General features: G+C 34.2%; 23 protein-coding genes and 1 other annotated feature (1 of these 24 cut by a window edge). Of the genes, 13 read left to right on the forward strand and 10 right to left on the reverse strand.

What is annotated here, in order from left to right; genetic code table 11:
• Positions 1-59 precede the first annotated feature (59 nt).
• The 3 genes from C240_RS09985 to C240_RS09995 form a co-directional block, all read right to left on the reverse strand.
• Positions 60-533, reverse strand: a complete 474-nt coding sequence (locus tag C240_RS09985; RefSeq protein WP_271494928.1) for a GNAT family N-acetyltransferase — start codon at positions 531-533, stop codon at positions 60-62.
• Between the two features lie 123 nt (positions 534-656).
• Entirely contained in the window at positions 657-2045 is a 1389-nt protein-coding gene (locus tag C240_RS09990) for a PH domain-containing protein (protein WP_271494931.1), read from the reverse strand.
• A gap of 15 nt (positions 2046-2060) precedes the next feature.
• Positions 2061-2435 carry a GntR family transcriptional regulator gene (locus C240_RS09995; protein WP_271494934.1) on the reverse strand — a complete coding sequence of 125 codons (375 nt, stop codon included), beginning with the start codon at positions 2433-2435 and terminating at the stop codon, positions 2061-2063.
• Positions 2436-2578: 143 nt separating this feature from the next.
• Here C240_RS09995 and C240_RS10000 point away from each other — a divergent pair, with 143 nt between their 5' ends.
• The 3 genes from C240_RS10000 to C240_RS10010 all read left to right on the forward strand — a co-directional run bounded on the left by C240_RS10000 (position 2579) and on the right by C240_RS10010 (position 5457).
• On the forward strand, positions 2579-3907 hold the full coding sequence (locus C240_RS10000; protein WP_271494937.1) for an aminopeptidase C: 1329 nt from the start codon (positions 2579-2581) through the stop codon (positions 3905-3907).
• Positions 3908-4810: 903 nt separating this feature from the next.
• Positions 4811-5146 carry a DMT family transporter gene (locus tag C240_RS10005; RefSeq protein WP_271494941.1) on the forward strand — a complete coding sequence of 112 codons (336 nt, stop codon included), beginning with the start codon at positions 4811-4813 and terminating at the stop codon, positions 5144-5146.
• The gene (locus C240_RS10010; RefSeq protein WP_271494944.1) at positions 5143-5457 is read left to right on the forward strand and encodes a DMT family transporter; all 315 of its coding nucleotides are present in this window, start codon (positions 5143-5145) and stop codon (positions 5455-5457) included. Before C240_RS10005 ends, C240_RS10010 begins: the two co-directional genes overlap by 4 nt.
• Positions 5458-5578: 121 nt before the next feature.
• On the opposite strand, the gene C240_RS10015 is transcribed toward C240_RS10010, so the two are convergent.
• The 3 genes from C240_RS10015 to C240_RS10025 form a co-directional block, all read right to left on the reverse strand.
• Positions 5579-6523: a glycosyl hydrolase family 18 protein gene (locus tag C240_RS10015; RefSeq protein ID WP_442896590.1), complete on the reverse strand. Its 945-nt coding sequence runs from the start codon at positions 6521-6523 to the stop codon at positions 5579-5581.
• Between the two features lie 127 nt (positions 6524-6650).
• A complete protein-coding gene (locus tag C240_RS10020) occupies positions 6651-7235 on the reverse strand; it encodes a lytic polysaccharide monooxygenase (RefSeq protein ID WP_271494952.1) in 585 nt (194 codons plus the stop codon).
• A 337-nt stretch (positions 7236-7572) separates the two neighbouring features.
• Complete coding sequence (locus C240_RS10025; protein WP_271494956.1) at positions 7573-8418, reverse strand: helix-turn-helix domain-containing protein; 846 nt, start codon at positions 8416-8418, stop codon at positions 7573-7575.
• Positions 8419-8868: 450 nt separating this feature from the next.
• Here C240_RS10025 and C240_RS10030 point away from each other — a divergent pair, with 450 nt between their 5' ends.
• From C240_RS10030 to C240_RS10045, 4 genes are all read left to right on the forward strand, one after another.
• Positions 8869-9612 carry an acyl-ACP thioesterase domain-containing protein gene (locus C240_RS10030; RefSeq protein ID WP_271494959.1) on the forward strand — a complete coding sequence of 248 codons (744 nt, stop codon included), beginning with the start codon at positions 8869-8871 and terminating at the stop codon, positions 9610-9612.
• A 145-nt stretch (positions 9613-9757) separates the two neighbouring features.
• Positions 9758-10591, forward strand: coding sequence for a DUF72 domain-containing protein (locus C240_RS10035; protein WP_271494962.1), 834 nt, complete (start codon positions 9758-9760; stop codon positions 10589-10591).
• Between the two features lie 35 nt (positions 10592-10626).
• On the forward strand, positions 10627-11466 hold the full coding sequence (locus tag C240_RS10040; protein ID WP_271494965.1) for a Cof-type HAD-IIB family hydrolase: 840 nt from the start codon (positions 10627-10629) through the stop codon (positions 11464-11466).
• A 48-nt stretch (positions 11467-11514) separates the two neighbouring features.
• Positions 11515-12036: an HAD family hydrolase gene (locus C240_RS10045; RefSeq protein ID WP_271494969.1), complete on the forward strand. Its 522-nt coding sequence runs from the start codon at positions 11515-11517 to the stop codon at positions 12034-12036.
• Between the two features lie 48 nt (positions 12037-12084).
• Here C240_RS10045 and C240_RS10050 read toward each other — a convergent pair whose 3' ends face one another.
• The 3 genes from C240_RS10050 to C240_RS10060 form a co-directional block, all read right to left on the reverse strand.
• Positions 12085-13668, reverse strand: coding sequence for an ABC transporter (locus C240_RS10050; protein ID WP_271494972.1), 1584 nt, complete (start codon positions 13666-13668; stop codon positions 12085-12087).
• Positions 13661-14425: an ABC transporter ATP-binding protein gene (locus C240_RS10055; RefSeq protein WP_271494975.1), complete on the reverse strand. Its 765-nt coding sequence runs from the start codon at positions 14423-14425 to the stop codon at positions 13661-13663. Before C240_RS10055 ends, C240_RS10050 begins: the two co-directional genes overlap by 8 nt.
• A gap of 151 nt (positions 14426-14576) precedes the next feature.
• Positions 14577-15929 carry an aspartate kinase gene (locus C240_RS10060; protein WP_271494978.1) on the reverse strand — a complete coding sequence of 451 codons (1353 nt, stop codon included), beginning with the start codon at positions 15927-15929 and terminating at the stop codon, positions 14577-14579.
• Between the two features lie 194 nt (positions 15930-16123).
• On the opposite strand from C240_RS10060, the gene C240_RS10065 reads away from it, so the two are divergent.
• Positions 16124-16789: an HAD family hydrolase gene (locus C240_RS10065; protein WP_271494981.1), complete on the forward strand. Its 666-nt coding sequence runs from the start codon at positions 16124-16126 to the stop codon at positions 16787-16789.
• A 231-nt stretch (positions 16790-17020) separates the two neighbouring features.
• Entirely contained in the window at positions 17021-18742 is a 1722-nt protein-coding gene (gene ezrA / locus C240_RS10070) for a septation ring formation regulator EzrA (RefSeq protein ID WP_271494984.1), read from the forward strand.
• 57 nt (positions 18743-18799) lie between these two features.
• Here ezrA and C240_RS10075 read toward each other — a convergent pair whose 3' ends face one another.
• The gene (locus C240_RS10075) at positions 18800-19657 is read right to left on the reverse strand and encodes a PhzF family phenazine biosynthesis protein (protein ID WP_271494987.1); all 858 of its coding nucleotides are present in this window, start codon (positions 19655-19657) and stop codon (positions 18800-18802) included.
• 274 nt (positions 19658-19931) lie between these two features.
• Here C240_RS10075 and C240_RS10080 point away from each other — a divergent pair, with 274 nt between their 5' ends.
• The 4 genes from C240_RS10080 to tpx all read left to right on the forward strand — a co-directional run bounded on the left by C240_RS10080 (position 19932) and on the right by tpx (position 23671).
• On the forward strand, positions 19932-21080 hold the full coding sequence (locus C240_RS10080) for a cysteine desulfurase family protein (protein WP_271494991.1): 1149 nt from the start codon (positions 19932-19934) through the stop codon (positions 21078-21080).
• A gap of 4 nt (positions 21081-21084) precedes the next feature.
• Positions 21085-22290: a tRNA uracil 4-sulfurtransferase ThiI gene (gene thiI / locus C240_RS10085; RefSeq protein WP_271494993.1), complete on the forward strand. Its 1206-nt coding sequence runs from the start codon at positions 21085-21087 to the stop codon at positions 22288-22290.
• A 152-nt stretch (positions 22291-22442) separates the two neighbouring features.
• Positions 22443-23096 (forward strand): redox-sensing transcriptional repressor Rex, encoded by a 654-nt coding sequence (locus tag C240_RS10090; protein WP_271494996.1) that lies wholly within the window; start codon positions 22443-22445, stop codon positions 23094-23096.
• Between the two features lie 83 nt (positions 23097-23179).
• The gene (tpx, locus tag C240_RS10095; RefSeq protein WP_271495000.1) at positions 23180-23671 is read left to right on the forward strand and encodes a thiol peroxidase; all 492 of its coding nucleotides are present in this window, start codon (positions 23180-23182) and stop codon (positions 23669-23671) included.
• Between the two features lie 46 nt (positions 23672-23717).
• Positions 23718-23933: a binding site (T-box leader), on the forward strand; it runs 3 nt beyond the window's last position.

Here is a 23933-nt window from a genome sequence, read left to right on the forward strand (position 1 = left end):
AAAAACATTAAAGCTCGTATATATCTGGTTTAAAACCAAATATATACGAGCTTTTTTAGTTAAACTATTGGTAAAATCATCAAGTAGTTAAGTAATAGTACGCCGTTACGGTAATTACTTTTTTGCTCTACTACTTCAAAGCCTAAAGATTCAAAAAATGGTTTTGCTGTAATCGATGAATATACGGTGATCTTTTTAGCACCAGATTTGCTTGCATAATCAATTAAGCCTTTAGCCAATGATTTTCCAATGCCGTAGCCAATCCATTCTTTATCAACATATAAATAGTCAAGCTGCCCCGTTTTTGAAATATTACCGAAGCCAAGAATTTTATTTCTTTGATGAGCAACAAGGGTATGTGTAGAACTAAGGACTTTATCCCATGAATCATAATCGGGTGTCGGTTGTATCCATTGTTTAATTTGCTGGTCTGAGTAATCTTTTTTGTTCACTGCTTGAACAGTTGAATTGAACAAAGCTACGAGTTCTTCTAAATCAGATTTTTGGTAGTTTTCTAAATTAAATGTAAGCATCTTTTCATTCACTCCTTGTTGTTAAACATAGTTTAATCATATAAGAACGATATGTCAAAAGGAAATTCCTGAAAGATGTAATTTATAAAATAAAATGATAAAATTTTAATATTTACGGTGAATTTAATGGTCTATTGACTTTTTTTTTTGGATTCTTATGAAATATTTTTGTGTTAGATTTGGATCTTTGTTTGTATAGTAGTAATTTTTCGATTTTGTTTGGATTTTTAAAATAGGTGATTCTTGTGGATAGACTAATAGATAAGAAGGTTGTCCATTCACTTGAAATTCACCAGTTAAATAGTTTTCTGTTGCCGTACCAAAGACTTTTATACTGTCTTGAGGCATTGTTTCTAATAACTCGACATGTTCAATCTCTTTCCATTCAATTTTTCTACTTTGACCCATTGGAGCTGTCAATGTAATGCCTTGTTGTGTTGTCGCTAGCTGGAATGGATTAGCGGAAAAATCACTAATTAACAATGGAATAGTTGCCACAATTAAAGCAATTAAAACCAGAACACCAGTAACGCCTAGTGAAATTTTACCAGCCGGTCTACCTAGATTGGCTGAGATATTCATACCCATTCGATCAGGAACTAGGATTCTTTTATCATTAGGGTTTATATAAATTCCATATTTCCAATATTGATCTTCATCGCTGTAACGATATTCAACTGCTTGGGCAATCAGTTGATCTTGTTTTTTTCTAGATGAAAACAAATAAAAGAAAGTAAATAGAACAAAAGCAAGAATTATCAACGTATAGATAACAGTGATTACAAGTACTCGCTCATACGTTACAGTCAATGAAAGTGTAGGAATAAAAGACAAAGGACTCATAACAAGAGCAGATACAGCCATTAAAACGGACCAATGATGACGCATTAAATCATTGACTTGTTGATTGATTTTTTCTTCACTTGTTAATGGTTTAACTGGAAAACGTGCGATGAAATAGTAAAAAAGCAAAAACATACCGATCACAAAAATCGAGATTAAGCTGAATAGCAAGGTACTAGTAGACCAGCCTAACTGTCTAATTGAATAGATACTTCCACCTAAAGTGAGCACAATACTTGGTAAAAACCACCAAATGGAAATTAATTTACGGTTTTTATTGGCAACTAGCTTTGTATCAACTAAAATCGGACTGGTTGGGAGTATCCAATGATTTTGCACTTTTAAAACAGTCATTTTACGAATATATAAAATTTGTAAGTAATAAAATGTTCCGATAAAAGTAAACATAATGACTAGAAAATAAATCATTGTTAATGAGTCGTATGGGATTACGATAATGGGCAGTGCGACAATCGAAAAAATCAAAGCCCATTGCAGCAATCTTTTTTTGTATTTTTTAGTAATTGAGAGCACCTGTTTATCTTGGAGATTTTCTTTAGGTAAAGTTGTTTCTAAAATAATATTTTTATGTGGATTAGCAGGGATCCTTCCCGCTAAAGCCATGATAATGTTAACACCAACAAGTAATAAATATAAAATTAAATTCATTTTTTTTCACGTCCTTTATTGCTTAAATTTTTGATAAATCAGTTTAACTTCTTCTTGCACTGCTTGTTCTGAAAGTTGATGAATATGGGCTTCAGCTAGTAATAGCCCTAAAGTTTCTGAAAAACGTTGTTCAAATAGAATATTTTTTTCCTGTTTTTCAGCTACTCTGGTTCCATTACGGCGATCTGTCAAAATATATCCTTCATTTTTTAGTAAAGAATAGGCTTTTGAAACAGTCATCATATTAACGCCAATCTCATCTGCCATTTGACGTACAGAGGGTAAAAGTTCGCCACTTTCTAATTCACCCTTAGCAATGCCAACAATCAATTGATTACAAATTTGTTGATAAATAGGTGTTTCACTTTGTGATTCGATCGTTAATAACATGTTTTCACCTCTTTTACTTGTTTGTATTACATATATTAATACAAACAATACAAAAAAGCAATTAGTTTATGGAAAAGCTTGAGAGATTAATTATTCAGGCATATAATAAAAAAGAAACGTTATAAATGAAAGGATGAATCAATATGTCAGCAATTGAACCAACAGTTACTCAAAAGTTCCATGATACATTTTTAGAAAATAATAAACAAAATGCGTTGCAGCGAAGTGTTGTAAAAAATGGAATCAGTGCTTCTGCAGAGGACCAAAGTGCTCAAGTCAATAATGTCCCTGTTTTTTCGGTGGATCTTACAACAGGTAAAGTTTCAAACCAAAAACAAAGTGGTCGTTGCTGGATGTTTGCTGCACTAAATACATTTAGACACAAAATGATTAATAGCTTTAATCTAAAAGATTTTGAACTTTCGCAAAACTATACTTTTTTCTGGGACAAGTATGAAAAATCAAATTACTTTTATGAAAATATCATCGCGACCGCTGACCAAGATTTAGATAGTAGAAAAGTTGCATTTTTATTAGCAACGCCGCAACAAGACGGTGGGCAATGGGATATGATCGTTTCAATTTTCCAAAAATATGGTGTGGTGCCGAAAACAGTTATGCCGGAAAGCAGTAACAGTTCAAATTCTCGAGATTTAAATAATTATTTGAATAAAAAACTTAGAAAAGATGCGGTGACATTACGCGAAATGATGATTTCTGGAAAACCAGCTGCAGAAGTTCAAGAAGCAAAAGAAACAATGTTAGGTGAAGTCTATAATCTTTTAGCAATTTCTCTAGGAACACCACCTGAAACCTTTGATTTTGAATATCGTGATGAAGAGAAAAACTATCACTTAGATCAAAATTTAACACCACAATCATTTTACGAAAAATATGTTGGCGTTGATTTAACTGAGTACATTAGCATTATCAATGCACCGACTAGCGATAAACCATATAATCAAACCTATACAGTAGAGATGTTGGGAAATGTAGTAGGCGGTAAAGAAGTGAAATATATCAATGTTGATATGTCTACTTTTAAAAAATTGGCAATTGCTCAATTAGAGCAAGGTGAGTCTGTCTGGTTTGGCTGTGACGTGGGTCAATCTTCTACAAGAGATAGTGGAATTATGTCATTAGATGCTTATGATATGAACGATTTATTTGATATCGATTTTACTATGACAAAAGCTGAACGTTTAGATTATGGTGAAAGCTTGATGACACACGCGATGGTTCTGACTGGTGTGGATTTAATTGACAACAATTCGACTAAATGGAAAGTGGAAAATAGCTGGGGAGAAAAAGTTGGAGCTAAAGGCTTTTTCGTTATGAGTGATGCTTGGATGGATGAATATACGTACCAAATCGTTGTCCGTAAAGAGTTTTTATCAGCAGAATTACAAGAAGTGTGGAAACAAGAGCCGACTATTTTGGCACCTTGGGACCCAATGGGAGCTTTGGCGTAACAAAATAGATAAGAGTTGTATATTTAAAAATAAGAAATAATTAAGAGCAGGATTGAAGTGTAAATTTCCGAGAGGAGTACTTTGTTTCCATGTTCATTCAGATTCAAAATGATGTGATTGGGGCATGACTTTCTGAGTTATAGCTATGTCAACGAAAATCCGAATAAGCGGTATGGAAAAGTTAGGATTTTCGAAAATTTACTAACCCCCGTACAATGCGCTTTATGCATTGTGCGGGGGTTAGTCCAATTGCTCAAGACTAAGCGATTTTTATCAAAAATTCGTCAATATTATCGCATGATATATAAGTAATTTTAATGCCGCATCATTTTTTTTACCAAAAGTAAATGCACATTTTCAAAAAGATTTTCGTGTGTTATAATTTGTATATACAAAAGAAAGACGCTGATATTACCACCGCCTAAAGTAAGTAATACCAACGTTAACCGATTCACTAAGAATCTTTTTTTGATATGTATAGTGTATCATATGTTGAATAGATTTACAAAATTGTGAGACACAATTTAATCATCTTTTAAGCGTAATTTATTCTGATTTATACAGTGGAATGTTTAGTATTTCAACAAATGAGTTTGTTCTTTTTACACATTTTGTACTTCTTTTAAGATAGAAAGTTACACTGGAGATTAAGATTATTAAATTTTGATTAAGTAAGTGTAATCAAATTATAGTTGCCAAAACATTTATTGTGGAGTAGAATGTGAATCAGTCTTGAGTAGCAAAAATATAATTAAATCAAAAACCTTTTCTAAGTATCGCCGGATACTTAGCCATAAAGCGTTAATTAACAATTCTTAGGCCATAGATGGAATTGTTGATTAGCGCTTTTTTATTTATGTTGGCGTGAGAAACTTGAGACTATAGAAAAAGGAGGATCTTTAAATGAATAAAGACTGGATAAAATTATTAATTGGCGCTTTTTTTGAAGTATTGTGGGTTATAGGTATGAAGCATAGCACTACGTGGTGGGAGATAGTTTTAACAGTGATCTTCATTTTCATTAGCTTTTATGCTTTAATTCAAGCAGGTGAAACTTTGCCGGTTGGTACTGCTTATGCGGTATTTGTTGGCTTAGGGACTGCAGGGACAGTTATTACCGGAATTTTATTTTTTGGTGAAGAATTTAAAATCGCTAAGATGTTATTGATTGCAACACTGTTAATAGGTGTTATGGGCTTGAAAATGGTTACAGGAGAAAAAGGAGTGGATCAGAAATGAGTTGGTTGTTTTTAATTATTGCTGGTGTTTTTGAAATGTTAGGTGTAGGATCAATTAATCGTTTTACACAAAGGAAAGATAAACAATCCCTTGCTTTATTGTTCATAACATTTGGCAGTAGCTTTGGCTTTCTTTATTTAGCAATGAAAAGCTTACCTATGGGAATTTCCTATGCTATTTGGACAGGAATAGGTGCAGCTGGTGGCGCTTTATTAGGTATGTTTTTTTATGGGGAATCAAAAGATTGGCGCAGAGTTATGTTTATCATTGTTATTTTGTGCTCAGTCATTGGGTTGAAGCTGATTGGATAAATTATGTTGAAAGAAATTAGCTAATAAAAAAAGACTATGCATTTAGAATAAGTGACTCAACTCTCAAAAATTTTAGTTTTTTGAGAGTACCTCACTTCTGCATAGTCTTTTTAGCTAATTACTATTGTAAAATACGAGCATATCTAGTAGCAAACTCATTATTATAGGAAACTCCAGCAGAGTTTGTCCCAACGTCCCAGTTTGCAGACCAAGTCATTAAACCTTTGATTGGATTACCATCTTTAGCTAATTGATCTAACGCTCTATAAACTGCGGTAGGATCAACTACGTAGCCGCTGCCAGCACCGTCAACATTTGCTGGTAAACCTAATACAAGCTTATCATTTGGAATCTTTAGAAATGTTCTTGTTCCATGAATCATTGAGTCAGACATGTAATAAAGAAACTCATACTTTAATTGATCGTTACTTTGAGGAATCCATTTATTGATTTCATCTACCCAAACGCCATCGCCTCCTTGATTGTATAGTTGAGGGGCAATATAGTCGTAATAACCATCTAAAGAAGTGATATATTTTTCATAGGCACCGCCTGGTTTTAGGTAAGGAAATTCTGGAGCCATTGTAATGATGAAATTTTGACCTTGTGCACGATAATGTTCTTTGACAATCTTTAAGGCCGCTGGAATGACAGTTTGATTATCGCCAGCTGTGATTGCTGATTGCTCTAAATCGATATCCAAGCCGTCAAATCCATAGGTTTCCACTTGGCGAATAATCTCGTTAGCGAAAGCTTGTTCATCGCCTTTTTGCAGCTGAATATGAGCATCAGCACCACCCAATGCAAGTAGAACGGCACGACCTTGACTATTCAATAATGCAACGTCTTGACGAAAGGCAGCGTCTGTTTTATTGTAAGGGGCAAATGTTGGGATTCTACTGACGCCATCACTTTTCATAAATGAAACAGGGACAACATTATAGGCTTTATTTACCTCAGATAAAGAAATATTAGCTGAAGTTCCTTGTTTATAGCCGTCTTTACCTTTTGATGCCCAATTGTGCCAGTAACCAACTAAAACTTTTTTATTGGAAATACTAACCATTTCACTAGCAGAATCAGCAGCTTGTACTGGAGAACTTAGAAGCACACTAGCTGAGAAAAGACCAAGAACTAATAATAAAGGGGAAATAAGCTGTTTCATTTTCATAAATACGAACTCCTTTTTTAGTCTATTTTATATTCACATCAATTGCTTGGTAAAAAGCATTCGTTGTATCGTAGACATTCCATACTGCATAGATAACATGATAGCCTTTGCGGTCAGCTGGAATTGTGATTGTATGATTGACTGTAGCAGCTGGAATCGTTGCATTATCATTAACTTGACCAATTAAATCAAAGTTTTTGATATCTAAAGGTTGGTTAGGGTCCCAGCCTTGTTTTGTAATATAGTAATCCCAAGTAGAGGTTCTGTGACGAGCTGTTAAGGTCCAAGTTAGTGCTAATGGACCAGTTGTGATATCTGTTTTATGCCAACGATCGGCAGTCTGAACATCTAGTGGATCAAATCCGCTAACGCCTGCACTAGCTAATTTCCCTGGAATAAATGTATTTTTTGTAGCTTCGATACTTTGAGGTTCCCACTCTGCACGACCAACATCTTTATTGAGTTTGCCACCTTGAGAACTACCGAAATAGGCGCGGCTTCCTGGTGATGAAACGTATCCGTGAGCATGAGTAACAGTAGCAGAAACAGATAATCCTCCTGCTAATAAACCAAGTACTAGTACTGCTTTAAGCATTACTTTTTTCATTGTGATTCCTCCCAAAAGTATTTTTTTGTAGCGCTTACACAAATTAATGTATCATAGCAACTTTTATTATTCAAATAATACGCAATAATTTATTTATTAATATTTAATAAAAATATATAATATTTTTCAAATAAATAATAATAATTTTTGGAATGAATATTTTTTGTCAATCAACTAGATTGAGGTATTTCAGCTTTGCGAGGGGGAAAATGAATAAAAATAATCTAAGAATTTGGTAATTAAATAGTTGGATTAATTACTCAAAAAAATAAATTTGCATAAAAAAAATGCAGATAGAGAAAAAAATTTTCTCATCCACATCCTGATTTAATTAGTTTTATCGTTTCATATTTTTTTCATCGTCTGCAATCACGTTTAACAAACTTTGATTATCATTAAATGTAGCGAATACTTTTGCGCTACTGAAGTCAGGCACTGCTAGATCTGTTGAACGCATAAAATCATTGAAGGCCGCTTCATAAGCTAGTAGATCCAACATATATAGGGATTGATAGCTGCGATTTAGTGCCATACCTTGTAAAGCTAGATCGTATGCTAAGTCATATTTTTTTGTTAACGAATAAAATTTAGCTGTATTAAAATAGATTTTTGTAGCTTCAATAGGGATGGTAATCGTCATTTTTTTCAGCATAGCAATAGATTTCTCGTAATAAACTTTGGCTTTATCCAACTCATCAGCCATTTCATAAACAATGCCGAGACTGTTTACTGAAAGAATAGCATAAATAGAGTTGGAATCACCTAATTCGTCAGCACGGTAAAAATAAAACAGGCTGTCAGTTGTATTGTTAAACCCGATTAAATTGGTAATTCCCATAAAATAAAACCAGCGCAACTCTAATTCTTTATTTTGAAAATCAGCCACATTAATTGACGATTCTTTTAAAAGTGCATGAGCTTCTTTATGTTTAAAGGTATTGCATAACTCTTCTACATGATTTAATAAAGTCGTAAGTTTTTTCTCATCATTGTCATCCAATACACTTTCAAGGCTAAGGTTTAGTCGTTTACAAATAGCATCAAGAATTTCAAGGCTATCACAGACATTTTTATTTTCAATATTACTTACAGTTCCTTGAGTACAAATTCCAGCGGCTAAAGTTACTTGAGACAATTTTTTTTGTTTTCTTACTGAACGAATGATATCTCCCTTGATTTTCATATGTATCCTCTCTATGTTTACGCATTATATTTTTAGTTTTATTTAATAGTATGGTATTATTCCTTTATAATCAACTAATTTTTTTGGAGGGATGGCAATGGGAGCGTTTTCAGAAGTTTTAGATGATTTGATCACGTACGGCAACACTGGGCACGTATAGTGTGAAAAAATTAGTTAATAGCGGAATTTTTTTGACAAATAGGTAAGGCTGAAAAACTTTTTTTATGAGTGAGATTTTTCTTAATTCATTGAAAAGTTTTTTAGTTTTTTTTTGAATTGGTACAGTTCATTTATTTTTGAGCTGATTTTGATTGTAACAAAAATATCAAAAAATACAAGTGTTATTCATAAAAAAATGATTTTTTTTTGATTTTTTATTTGAGGTTATCCATTTTGAATCTTATGTTATAATTTAATGAGTGATCTGAGCATTAAAAAGGAGGAGATCCAGTGGCTAAAAAATTTACAACCCCGTATGAAGTTGCTTATTATGATGGGGATATTACAAGAAAAATGACAATTCCATCTATGTTAGCTGTTGTCATAAAAACATCTGAAGAGCAAAGTGATGCTTTAGGAAGAGGTTCAGATTTTGTGGCTTCATTTGGCTTAGGCTGGGTCATTACTAATTACGAAATTCATGTTACACGTTTACCAAAAGTTGGTGAAAAAATTGACGTAACAACGCAAGCAATGGCTTATAATAAGTATTTTTGTTATCGTAATTTTTGGATTCACGATGAACAAGGAAATGAATGTGTTCTTATTAAATCTACTTTTGTTTTGATGGATAAAGCAAATCGTAAAATGAGCAGTGTTTTACCTGAAATTATTGAACCTTATGAAAGTGAAAAAATCACGAAAATTTATCGTGGTGAAAAAATTGAAAAGGTTGAAGCAGGCCAGTTTTTACCTTATCGTGTTCGCTACTTTGATATTGATGGCAACCAGCATGTAAATAATGCAATTTACTTTAATTGGTTATTGGATGTTTTAGGGTATGATTTTTTAGCGTCACACGAACCGACGTTTATTAATGTAAAATTTGATAAAGAAGTTGAGTACGGTCAACAAGTGGAAAGTCATTATGAACTACTTGAGGATAATGAAGGACAATCTACTCGCCATGAAATTCGGATCGACGGGCAAATCTACTGTGAAGCAAACATGAAATGGAAACAAAGTCATGAATAATAACTATTAGCTCATGTTTAAATAGTAACTTTTTTTGTAGGTCAAGGCAATTTTATGTTTTGCCTTGGTCTTTTTTAGTATAAAATGAAACAATATGTACATAATAGTAATCAGAGGAGTGAAATATAGAAAGGAGAATTACTTTATGATTCGATTAGGTTTAACTTCATTTAATGAGCATGATAAATTAACTGGAAAAAAACGTTCTTCTTTGTATGAATATGCAGGCTATCTTCCATTAGTTGAGATGGATACAGCGTACTATGGAATCCCCAAACAAGACTCTGTTAGAGAGTGGACAAAGTCGGTACCGGACAATTTTCGCTTTGTTATGAAAGTCTATAGCGGTATTAGCTGTCAAGGAGAGTGGCAACAGTATTATCAGAGCGAGGAAGAAATGATAGAAGCTTTTTTAAACAGTATGGAACCATTAATTGAAAGTGGTAAGCTTTTTGCATTTTTGATTCAATTTTCAGGGACATTTAGTTGCACCAAAGAAAATGTTCAATATTTAGAAAAAATCCGGAAATGGTTTCAAGCGTATCCGATTGCAATTGAATTGCGAAATGGGTCATGGTATACAGCGAAATATATCAAACAAACACTCGCATTTATGAAAGAAAATCAGTTTTCACTTGTGATTGTTGATGAACCACAGATTCCTACAAATCCAGTTCCTTTTTTTCCGTTTGTTACGAATGAGCAGTTTACACTATTTCGTTTTCATGGGCGTAATGCTGCAGGTTGGATGGCAAATGATAAAGATTGGCGCAAAAAAAGAACCCTCTATCGCTATAACTCAGAAGAAATTGCAGAATTAAGCGAAGCCGTAGTAAAAGTTGCACGAGAAAGCCAAGAAGTTGGTGTAATTTTCAATAATAATTCTGGTGGCGATGCGGCTGAGAATTTATTAGAAATGAAAGCGGGACTGGCGATAGAGTACGACAATCTAAATCCGAAGCAAATGGGACTGTTTTAAGTACTTACTACTGGTTATTAACGAAAGGGAACATTATGATAAAAGCTATTTTCTTTGATATCGATGGTACTTTAGTTAGCAAAAATGAAAAAATATTAGCATCAACGAAACGTGGAATTGCTCAAGCTCAGGCTAAAGGGATTATTTGCGGGATTGCGACTGGTCGTGGACCAGTCCATTTGAAGCAACAAACAGATGAACTAAATTTGGATGTTTTCGTAACATACAATGGTCAATTAGCTTATACGAATGAGGAAGTATTTTGGGCTGAAGCTTTTTCCAAAGAAGTTTTGACAAAAATAGTATCATTTTCAGATCAGTATCATCGGCAAATCATTTTCGGTAGTAATGAGGAAATAGCTGGCAGTTCATTGATGCGTTTTGGTCAAATGAAAGGGGCTAAAAAACTTGTTCGTTTTTTACCAAGACGTTTTCCGATGATGTTTATAAAAAATACCGTAAGCAGGTTTTCATTTCATCGTAAAGAGCAACGTTACCATGATCTGGATATTTTAACTAAGCCGATTTATCAATGTGTTCTTTTAAGTCCGGAATCTGAATTTAATTGGCTGCAAGAACAATTGCCAGTATGTCGATTTACCCGTTCAAATCCATATACAGTGGATATTATTCCAGCAAAGGGCTCAAAACTTTTAGGAATTGAAAAATTTGTAGAACGTTTCGATTTAACATTGGATCAAGTGATGGTATTTGGCGATAGCTGGAATGATCTAGAAATGCTGGACGGTGCCGGTATAGGAGTAGCGATGGGAAACGCAGAAGCAGAAGTTAAAGCTGCAGCTGATTTTGTGACGAAAACGAATGATGAAGACGGGATTTATTACGCATTAAAACATTATGGAATTGTTGAATAATAATAGGATTACTAAAGATGGCAAACAGTTAAAATTAGGAGGAAAAGTATGAAGATTGATAATCCATTTGAAAAGACTGAAGCATTTCACAAACAATTTGACAATAGAAGACCAAACGTTCCAACAGAGTTTTCTGCTAAACAAGCATCTGCTCGAGCAGGTTTTAAAGCAGAAGAATTGGTAGAGTTTTTATATGGAGCGGCAAATAATGATGTAGAACTGTTCAAAAAATTAGTGACAAATTTAAAAGAGTCAGTCGATCAGGCAGAAACGAAAGTTCTTAGTAAACAAAAGGTTGTAACCGATCCTTTAGTGGAACAAGTTGATGCTTTGACAGATTTATTATATTTTACGTATGGTTCATTTTCCTTACTAGGTGTAGATCCCACAGAGATTTTTTCGATTGTTCATGAAGCAAACATGGGTAAACTATTTCCAGATGGCAAACCTCGTTATCATCCAGTTACTCACAAAGTATTAAAACCAGACAACTGGGAAATGGACTATGCGCCAGAGCCAAAAATCAAGGCAGAGTTAGAACGTCAACGACAATTATTTAATGAAACTTAAACAAAAATAGACTGAGAATCGAAATGTGATGTCTCAGTCTATTTTTAGTTAATCGAATGGTGCCCAAAAATTTTTCTGATAGTGACGTATCCATAAAAAACTTACTATTAATACAATAGCAAAGACACTTAAATTTAATGGCCAAAATGGCAAATAAAATGCTGCAAAACCATAGATAACTAAAAGAATGATGCTAGCAAAAATTGATGCAAAAAGTGTAAAGATAAGTCCAACACTTCCAGAACCTCTTGTAAATAATTGATTAATATTCGTCCAATCAAGCAAAAGGAAACGATAATCCCGTGCAAAATACCGAAGGCACAGTAAGTAACTACCTAACAGTGAACCAAGAACTAAACAAACTACAAAAACTATTGGAAGTTTGAATAAAATTCCGCCGATCAATGAAATCCCACCTGTCAAAATACTTTGAACAAAAAATCCAACTAAGAACTTCTGCTTCAAATAAATTTGCATTGAAATTGGCAAAGCTTGTACAAAATTAAAGTTTTCTTGATCGAGAGAAATCAAGTTACTGACAAAAGAGGTTTGATTGACAGTCATAACAGCTAACGCAAAACCTGCCAGAAAAACGACACCAATAAAACGAATATTCAAATTAGTAAAATTTAAAGTGCCTCCAAATGCAAAGGTCACAATGAAAATAATGGGCATTAATAATGAGTTAGACAAGACTTGCATAATTAAATTGGGTTCTTTTAATAGCTGTTTATTGTAACCAATGAATAACTGTTTCAAATTTTGATTTGTCTTGTGTTTTCGCCTAGACACATTTTTAGCAATAGATAAATCAGTTAACTGTTCATACAGTTTAGGTAAAATTAATTGCTTAACTGCAAATAGTAAAATGATAGATAAACCAAGTAAGCCAACCAGACTGATTAAGCCAGCTTGCGAATAAGGGGCTGAAGCAGCATCAAAAATTGGCATTAAAACGGCAATAGGTGCACGATCTGCTAAACCAGTTTCTGAATAAGAAGTTTGTCCGTTAATCATTAAGATCCCAACAATTGCAACAGTCATTGAAATACCTAATAATAAGCTGGTAACCACTTTTTTATGTTTTTTAAAGAAATTGGTTCTCGTTAAACCAAAGACAATCAAACAACATACGGCAAAAACAATCGTTAGGATCAGAAGAAATAATAGTAGTGATAAAATAATAGTAATAGGTAAAAAAATTCCTGAACGCCAGCCAGTCAATAAAAATACAACAAACATTGGAAAAACAAAGGGAATGACTGTTAAGACAACAACTAAAATCTTTGAAGTGAAAATAGTACTTTGGCGAAAAGGCAGTGGCAGGTAAGCAGGTAAATCCTGACTTTCAAAAAAGACATTGTAAATAACTGAAATTCCTTGTGAAAAAGCTAAAATACCAAATAGAGCAACATAATACGTAAAAAATCCCGGCATTTTACTAAAATCCATTACAAACATCGTAGCTCCATATATGAATAAAAAAAGGACCCCGGATAATAAATATTGATTGACTAGAGCTTTGGTTAAAGCTTTCCCGCTTTTTCCTTTTCTTCGTGCCCGGTCGGTTATTTGAGGATTGGCATAGCGAAGATTTACGCGAACTAATTCGATCAGCTGTTTTTTATTCATGAGAATCACCAATAATCGTATCTTTTGAAGACACATCAGATTGACGCCCTGCCATTTTTAAGTAAATTGCTTCGAGTGATTCATTAGGTGATTGTTCAAGTAATGTTTCAACAGAACCATTGTAGATTAACTCTCCCTTTTTTAAAATCGCAAGTTCATCACAAAGTTGTTGTGCAGTATCAAGTGCATGAGTTGAGAAAATAACTGTATTACCTTTAGCAGCGTGAGCTTTCATCATTTCTTTCAAGTCAAAAGCTGCTTGAGGATCTAATCCTTGTAACGGTTCATCTAAAATCCAAATTTCAGGATCAGGTAAAAGAGCGCCGATAATAATTGTTTTTTGACGCATACCATGTGAAAAACTAGCCAAAGTTTCATCTTGATGACTAACCATATCAAATAGAGTTGCTAACTCATTTAAACGAGCTTGCTTTTGCTCCGAATTGAGTTCATAAGCAGCAGCAATTAAATCCCAGTATTCACTAGCCGTTAGCTGTAAAAAAATATCTGGTGTATCAGGTACATAAGCAATTTTTTTCTTGATAGCCATACGATTATCAACTAAATCTAGCCCGTCAACGCTAATTAAGCCACTGGAAGGCTGAATAATACTGACTAGACTTTTAATAGTCGTTGATTTTCCAGCTCCATTATGACCTAAAAAGCCAAAAATTTCTCCTTGTTTAATGGTTAAACTTAACCCCTTTAATGCTTGTTTTTCCCCGTAATTTTTACTAACGTTTACAAACTCTATCACACAAATCCCACCTTTTCTTTTTTTCTTACTTCTATTGTACTCCAGTCAATTCTCGAATAGAAACATTTTTTTATTTTGCAATGATAATTGAAAGAAAGTAGAGATGAAAAATCGGGAGAAAACTAAATTGTAGTTTTCTCCCTGAAGGTAACTATATACTAAAAAATGTTTGATACAAGGCTTCAATTGCTTTTTTCTCTTGATTTTCCTGAATCCCAAACATAATACTTACCTCAGAAGATCCTTGGTTAATCATTTCCAAATTGATTCGGTTATCTGCTAAAGCTTGAGCACTGTCAGCCATAACACCAATCCTTTGGCGCATACCTTCGCCGACAATCATTAGCATGGACAAACCGTGAGTAATTCGTAATTCATCCGGTTCTAATTCTTTTTCCAGCCGTTCCATTAGTTGTTCCTCAATTTCAATTGATAATTGCTTCTCACGTAAAATAATTGAAATATCGTCAATTCCAGAAGGCATATGCTCGTAGCTTAAACCAAGCTCTTCTAAAATTTGTAATAGACGGCGACCAAAGCCTAATTCTCTATTCATTAAATACTTACTAATATAAATACTGGCGAAACCTTGATCGCTGGCGATTCCGACAACAGGTTCATGTTCTACCGTACGTGAAGTGGTAATGAGTGTTCCAGGATGATCTGGATTGTTAGTGTTTTTAATGACTACAGGGATATTGGCACGATAAGCGGGCATTAAGGCTTCGTCGTGAAGTACTGCAAAACCAGCATAAGCTAATTCACGCATTTCCCGATAAGTCAGTTCTTTAATAGTTTTTGGTTCCCTCACAATACCCGGATGAGCAACGAAAATCCCGTTTACATCAGTAAAGTTTTCATAAATTTCTGCGCCTACTCCAGCGGCTACAATTGAACCAGTAATATCGGAACCACCTCTAGAGAAAGTACAAATCTCCCCAGTTTCCGTGTATCCAAAGAAACCTGGGATTACTAAGATATCGTCCGTTGTTTTAAATTGATTAATCTTGCTCAAAGAAGAAGCTAAAATACGCGCATTTCCAGGTTCATCAGATACAATAATACCAAGATCTTTTGGATTTTTATAACGAGCATTCAGCCCATTCTGCTGAAAAAAAGCTGCAACTAACTTAGCATTATTATCTTCGCCACTAGCTAAAAAAGCATCGAACAAATGTGGATTGTTATCTTTAGGTAGAGTAACTAGTTGCTGGATAGCATGTTGGATTTCAACCAAAACATCTTTATTGATAGCAAGCTCATCTAGGATTGCTTCATAACGAGCCACGATTTTTTTGCAGATCTCTTCAGTATTTTCATTATTTGTATACGCATGATAATAAGCAATCAGTAAATCAGTTACTTTTATATCCTCTGAAGAACGTTTACCAGGAGCTGAAACAACCACAAACTTTCGTGAAACGTCTTCTTTTACGATATGTAAAACTTTCTCTAACTGAGCTGCTGATGCGAGCGAGCTCCCTCCAAATTTTATGACTTTCACTTTTTTCACTCCTAATTTTAATAGATTTTTCATTATAATAGTAAAAGAATACCGAAATATTTCAGGAAAAGCAACTGCAAAAAGGACAATAATTCATATATTTACGTTATTTTTCTACAAATTTCTTCATTTTTTTTAAAACTTTTGTTAGACTAGTAGAGCTGAACATGAATAGTCAAAAAAGGAGCGCCGAAATGATGCAAAGATTTGAAGCAATTATTTTCGATTTAGATGGCGTGCTTGTTGACAGTGAAGAGTTTTATTATCAACGAAGGAAAGCATTTCTCAAAAATTATAATTTATCGATTGAACAAATACCGATCCAATTTTTTATTGGAGCAGACATGCGCAGTTTATGGAAGACGATTTTTGAAGTTAATGATACAATCTATGATGAAGCTTTTTTAACTGAGCACTATCTAAAATATAAAGAAGAACATCCGATTGATTACAGTAATTTGATTGAACCGGATGCAAAAAAAGTTTTACAGTATTTAAAAAGAAACGGATATAAAATTGGGTTAGCTTCATCGTCAACGACTGCTGTGATTCAAGAAGTGTTGAAAGAAGGACAATTTACGAGTTATTTTGATATTGTCGTAAGCGGAACACAATTTGAAAAGAGCAAACCAAACCCTGAGATTTATGAGTATACTGCAAGTAAGTTAGAAGTTAAACCTGAAAATTGTCTGGTAATCGAAGATTCAGAAAAAGGAATCCGAGCAGCTTATGATGCAAAGATGAGTGTTTGGGCCTTAAAAGACCTGCATTTTGGAATGGATCAACGATTAGCGGATGACAGTATTGCCACTCTTAGTGAAGTTTGCAAAAAGTTGCAATTATCAGAAGAAGTCGGTTAAAATAGACTATAGTGCGTAAGAATATATTGCATTGTTACAAAGTCAAAACATTTCTTAAGAAATTACAATTAATTAGTGCTTGATTGAGTGGATTGTGGTATAATTTTCTGTAGGTGTTTTTAGACATTATTTAAGTAAATAAGAGACTAATGTGGCTGCTGAAGCAGATATGAATGTTATTTATCAGTAAGCACATTATCATATATGGATAAATAAACGGAGGAACCATGAATGAAGAATAATCTGATCATTATCGTAGTTTTAGCTATAATAATCATCGCAGCTGTACTGTATCTAGTTGGTTATTTTATGAGAAAGAAAAATCAAATGAAACTCGATGATCTGGAAAAGAGGAAGGAAGATCTCTTCGACTTACCGGTGATTGAAGAAGTAGACGATGTCAAGAAGATGCACATGGTCGGTCAAAGTCAGAATACATTCAGAGAATGGAATCAACGTTGGACTGAGATTTCTACTCGTTCTTTTGCAGAATTAGAAAGTCAGATTTTCGAAGTTGAAAATTTAAATGAAACCTTCCGTTTTATGAAAGCTAAGAGAGCTGTAGCTGAAGCTGATGAAACAATGTCTGAGATGGAATCAGAAGTTGAAATCATCCGTAACGGTCTGAAAGAACTGCGTGAAAGTGAAGAACGTAATTCACTAGAAGTTCAAAAGGCTCTAGATGTTTATGAAGAAATCAGCAAGCTGCTTCATGATGAAAAATCAGAATTTGGTTCTGCGTATCCGGAATTACAAAAACAACTAAAAAATATCGAAATTGAATTTACTCAGTTTGTTACATTAAATACATCGGGAGATCCGATTGAAGCACGTGAAGTTTTGGAAAATGCTGAACGTCATACTTATGAGTTAGATGATGTTATGAAACGAATTCCACCGCTATACGACGAATTGAACCGGACATTCCCAGATCAATTGAAAGAAATTGAAGAGGGCTATAAGCGCCTGATTGCAGATCACTATGTTTTCCCAGAGAAAAACTTCGAAGATGAATTAAGACGTGTACAAAAACGTGTGAAAAACTCTACAGTTGATTTAGAGAAAACAGAAGTTGATGCAGTAGAAGTTGCTAATCGTGATACAGCTAATGCGATTGATGCATTATATGAAATCATGGAACGTGAAATTAATGCGAAGAAATACGTTATCACAAATCATAAAGTTGTTGGCGATTATATCGCTCACGCGCTAAAAAATAATCGTCAGTTAATGATTGAACTAGATCACACTTCACAAAGCTATACACTAAATCATAATGAATTAGGTCGTTCAAGAGGGTTCCAAACTGAAATCGAAGAAATTATTCGTCGTTATGAAGATTTTGAACCGAAAATGAAAGAACATACAATTCCTTATTCTGAAGTACAAGCATTCTTTAAAGATTGTTACAAGATTTTGGATGATATCGAAAATCAACAAGTTGAAATTGATGATTCATTAAAAGAATTACGTAAAGGTGAAAAAGTAGCCCAAGAAAAAGTAGATCAATATGATTTCCGTTTACGCAACATTAAACGCCATGTTGAAAAACAACGTTTACCTGGATTGCCTGCTGATTACCTAGAATTCTTCTTTGTTGCAACGGATCGAATTGAAGAGTTAAGCAAAGCGTTGAATCGTATCAGAATTAATATGGAAGAAATCAAAAAACTTTCTGATCTTTGTAATGAAGACTTAGAAATGTTAGATAAAAAAACCAATGATTTAGTTAATTCTGCTGCTTTAACAGAACAAATGATGCAGTATGCTAATCGCTATCGTCATACTCATGAAGCAATTCGTTTAGCAATGGAAAATAGCTTAGAACTATTTTCTAAAGAATACCGCTATCAAGATGCTTTGGATGAAATCGGAACTGCCCTTGAAAGAGTAGAACCGGGAGCATTCAGACGAATTGAAGATTTATATTTTAAGAATTTAGATGCAGTTTAAGCAGATAAAAAGGTTGAGAAAATATTTTCTCAACCTTTTTATTCGATGTTTTTTAGTTTATCCAAAGTCTTCTATATTTAAATACTTAGTTTCACAATAATAGCCTTTGCCGCCAACATAAACTTTTTCTATTTCATTGCTGCTATCGGTTGCTAATTTAACTAATATTTCAGAGGGTGAATGCAGGGAATAACCTTGTTCAAATAGATAGACTTCTTTTTGTAAATGGAGCTGAGTATAAAGATAGCAAGCTAATGCTGCATTTGATGTCCCAGTTGCTGATTCCTCGTTAATATCGTATAGTGGAGCGAAATTTCTGCATATTATTCGATCATTGTTAAAAGTAAACAAATGCATTCCGACAACATCATAATACTGGCTGAGTTCTTTAATTTTTTCAAAATTAGGATGTAAGGCATGCAATTGTGTTTCGTCATTTATAGGAATTAAAATATCTTTTAATCCTGTGGAGACCATTTGAATTGGGGATTTATTGTCGATAATAGTAACGTCAAAACAGTCGCTGAACTTATTTGAAGATAAAACATCATAGAATGTTGGTTTTGTTTGCTCCATGAATATTATGTCATCAGTTATAGTAATCGCTAGAATGCCACTGTTTGTTTCAATAGTATAGCAATTTTTGAAAAGTTTATTTAAATGTTTCAGTACTGTAAAAGAACCGATTGTGGCATGACCGCACAAATCAACTTCTTCTTTGGGCGTAAAATACTCAAATTTATAATCAGCAATTTCAGATTTTGATATAAATACAGTCTCCGCATAGCCTAATTGTTTAGCTATTGCCATTTTTTGTATAGCGGTTAATGTATGTTCCAAAAATACCACACCTGCTTTATTTCCACCTTTATTTTCCTTACTAAATGCACTTGCAACATAAACGGATATTTTCATTTAGCACCTGCTTTCTTCACTTATTATAAAGTGTAGCATAGAAAGAATGGTGTATAAATATTATTGGATAAATTAGTTGTACAGTGCAAGAAAGTAATCATTTTTTAGCATCTAATCTTTCAAAAGATCGTTTCGCTAAAGTTCGAGATAAGATATTTAGAGCTCCTTTTTATTTGATTAGCTAGAATAATAGAACAAAATTAGTTCGTTTGGTTGAACTCCAAAATTAGAAAGTATATAATAGGAAAGAATTTCAAGAGAAGAAGGTTTTTAAATGATATATTTTGATAATAGTGCAACGACTCCAATTTATCCTCAAGCCTTAGATACATATGTTAAAACTAGTCAGCGAATAATTGGGAATCCTTCAAGTTTACACGACTTAGGCAGCCAAGCAAATCGTTTGTTGGAACAAGCACGCAAACAAATTGCAGACTTGATTCAGGTAGAATCAGCTGAAATATATTTTACTAGCGGCGGAACCGAAGGAGATAACTGGATATTAAAAGGAACTGCAATAGAAAAGAAAAATTTTGGACGACAGATCATAATTTCTAATATTGAACATCCGGCGGTTTCTGAAACGGCTCATCAGTTAGCGGAAAATGGTTTTGAAGTTTCGGTAGCTCCTGTTGATGAACGTGGTTTTGTCAAAGTAGATGAGCTTGTTAAGCTGATTCGCAAAGACACAATTCTAGTCTCTGTGATGGCTGTGAATAATGAAATTGGCTCGATTCAACCGATACAAGAAATTAGTGAATGTTTAGAGCAGTATCCGACTATTCATTTTCACGTAGACGCTGTCCAAGCAATTGGAAAAGTAAAACAAGAAAAATGGTTAACTCCTCGCGTAGATTTTGCTACATTTTCAGCGCATAAATTTCACGGACCTAGAGGTGTGGGGTTTATTTACTGGAAGCAAGGGCGCAAACTTGCTCCATTATTAAACGGTGGTGGACAAGAAAAAAATCAACGAAGCAGCACAGAAAACGTTGCCGGGATTGTTTCGATGGCAAAAGCATTGCGTTTATATCTGGATAAAAAAAGTGAAAAGCCTGAACATACAGCGATCATCCGCCGTTATCTAATCGAAGCTTTACAAGAATATGCAAATGTCACAATTTTTTCAAAAGAAACTGATGATTTTGCGCCGCATATTTTGTGTTTTGCTTTAAAAGGGATTCGTGGTGAGGTTTTGGTCCATGCTTTAGAAGAAAAACAAATTTACACATCGACAACTAGTGCTTGTTCTAGTAAGAAAAAATTAGCTAGCAGTACTCTGCATGGAATGAAAGTACCAGATTCTTTAGCAACTTCAGCGATTCGTGTAAGCTTAGATGAAAGTAATACAATTGCCGAAGCAGAGCAGTTTATGATAATTTTTAACCAACTATATAAAAAATTTTCTATTATAAGGAGCTAAGTTATTGAACTATACAGAGATCATGGTTCGCTACGGCGAGCTTTCAACTAAAGGTAAAAATAGAAAAATGTTTATCGCGCAACTGGCGCAAAATGTAAAAAGAACTCTAAACGATTTTCCTGCTGTAAAAATTCATGCCGATCGTGACCGTATGCATTTACTGTTAAACGGAGAAGACAGTACCCAAATCATGCCAAAATTAGCCAAAGTTTTTGGGATTCAAAATTTTTCACCGAGTATTCGAGTAGAAAAAACAATGCCGGCTATTCGTGAAATGGTACAAACAATTATTAAAAATGTTTATACAGCTGACCAAACATTTAAAATCACATCAAAACGTTCAGATCATTCATTTGAATTAGACTCAAATGAATTGAACCAAGAATTAGGTAATGCTGTTTTTGATGTTTTTCCAAATATCAAGGTTCAAATGAAAAAGCCGGATATCAATATTCGCGTAGAAATTCGTAAAGAAGGAGCATATCTTTCTTATGAAACAATTCGAGGTGTTGGCGGTTTGCCTGTTGGAACTGGCGGACGCGGGATGTTGATGTTATCAGGAGGAATTGATTCACCTGTAGCAGGCTATTTATCTATGAAGCGCGGCGTAGAAGTAGAAGCTGTTCATTTTGCCAGTCCACCGTATACAAGTGAGCAAGCATTACAAAAAGCCAAAGACTTAGCTGCTAAAATTGCTCCATATGCTGGCAGTATCCAATTTATTGAAGTGCCTTTTACAGAAATTCAAGAAGAAATCAAACGAGTTGTACCAGAAGGTTATTTGATGACAGTTACTCGTCGAATGATGCTGCGTATAACAGATGCGATTCGCGAATTACGTAAAGGCTTAGTAATTATCAATGGTGAATCATTAGGTCAAGTAGCCTCTCAGACATTACAAAGTATGGTAGCAATCAATGAGGTCACCACAACACCGATTATTCGTCCAGTTGTTTCAATGGATAAAGGGGAAATTATTGAAATCGCAGAAAAAATTGATACATTTGAATTAGCTATACAGCCTTTTGAAGATTGTTGTACAATTTTTGCACCACCACAACCGAAAACTAGACCCAAATTGGATAAAGCTCAGGCGTATGAAGCTCGTTTGGATGTAGAAGGTTTAATAGAGCGGGCTATGGCAGGCTTGAAAGTTAGTGAAATTACAGAATCTAGTGAGCAAAATGAAGATTTTGCCGATTTATTATAAAAAATTGCTGGAACAGACTTGGTAACGTTACCGAGTTTGTTCTTTTTATTAGTTTTTTTTAATATATGATCTTCTTTTCACAAACTAGTTGCTCCTCGTATCGAAGCATGCTAAACTTAATATGTGAATTAAGTAACAAGGAGAGGTGAAAAATGAAAGAATTACATACAGAAAAAACAATGCCGAAAGCAACAGCAAAGCGCTTACCACTTTATTTACGCTACTTGAAAATGCTTGGAGATTCAGGTGTAACAAGGATTAAGTCAAAAGAATTTAGTGATGTTATTCAAGTTCCGCCAGCAACCATTCGTCGCGATTTTTCTCATTTAGGTGAGCTTGGGCGAAGTGGTTATGGTTACGATGTACCGTATTTAATTGAAGTATTTAGCCATATCTTAAACACACAAGAAGAAAAAAGAATTGCTTTAATTGGCTGTGGTAACTTAGGCAAAGCATTGATTAAAAATAATTTTCGTAGAAATGAAAACTTAAATATCGTTTGTGCGTTTGATTCTTCAGATGCACTTACGGGACTTACGATTGACGATGTTATGATTCAGCCAATGGAAAAACTAGAAGAGGAAATCAAAAAAACAGGGGTAACAGTAGCTATTTCAACTGTACCTAGCCAATTTGCTCAAGAAGCTATTGATAAAATTGTCGATGCAGGTATTACTGCGATTTTGAATTTTGCGCCCGATCGAGTTACAGTGCCTAACAATGTGAATGTTCAATATATTGATTTAACGACAGAATTGCAGACCTTGATTTATTTTGATGAAACTTTTTCTAGTAGTAAAGTTTAGCCTAAGTTAAGGCAAGAACTTTGTCATCGTTGATTTCTTCCTCTATACTAAGATTGAGATAGAAGTTTAAGGAGGAAGATAAGATGAACGTAACAAGAAAAGGACAAGTAGTAGAAATTGTGGGCGTACAACCCAAAGTAAATGAAACAGCACCAGCATTTTCGTTAGCAAATTTAAATGATAAAGTAGTAAAGTTGTCTGATTTTGCTGGAAAGCCAGTGTTAATCAGCGTAGTGCCAGATATTGATACACGCATTTGTTCTTTACAAACGAAGCGATTTAATCAAGAAGCGGCTTCTGTTGAAGGCGTAAAATTTATTACGATTTCAAATAATACTAAAGAAGAACAAGCAACTTGGTGCGCTGCTGAAGGTGTTGATATGGAAATTCTCCATGACACTGAGGGCACATTTGGTGAAGCTTATGGTCTATTTATCCCGGAAATGGGGCATCTGGCTCGTGCAATTTTTGTGGTCGATAAAGATGGAAAATTAATTTATGAAGCGATTTCTGCAGAAATTTCAGAAGAACCTGATTATGCAGCGGCTTTGGAACAAGCGAAATCGGCTCGTTAGTATTTTTCAAATTGACTTATCTAGCACTTACATGTAAAATAATCATGCACAGACTATGAACAAGAGGAGTACTACTGGCATCGTTTTAGAGAGAAAATCAATTGGTGGGAGATTTTCACATAACCAGTAAGAATGTAGCTTGGGAGTCAATGATTTGAAGTTAGTAGAATGATTCGAGTAGTGATCGTTACCTCACGAATGAAGCGGTGTTTGAGCAGTCGAACACAATTTAGGTGGTACCGCGTATTGATATTACGCCCTA

The sequence above is a fragment of the Enterococcus sp. 5H genome (assembly GCF_028128615.1).
In the GTDB taxonomy this organism is placed as follows: domain Bacteria; phylum Bacillota; class Bacilli; order Lactobacillales; family Enterococcaceae; genus Enterococcus_L.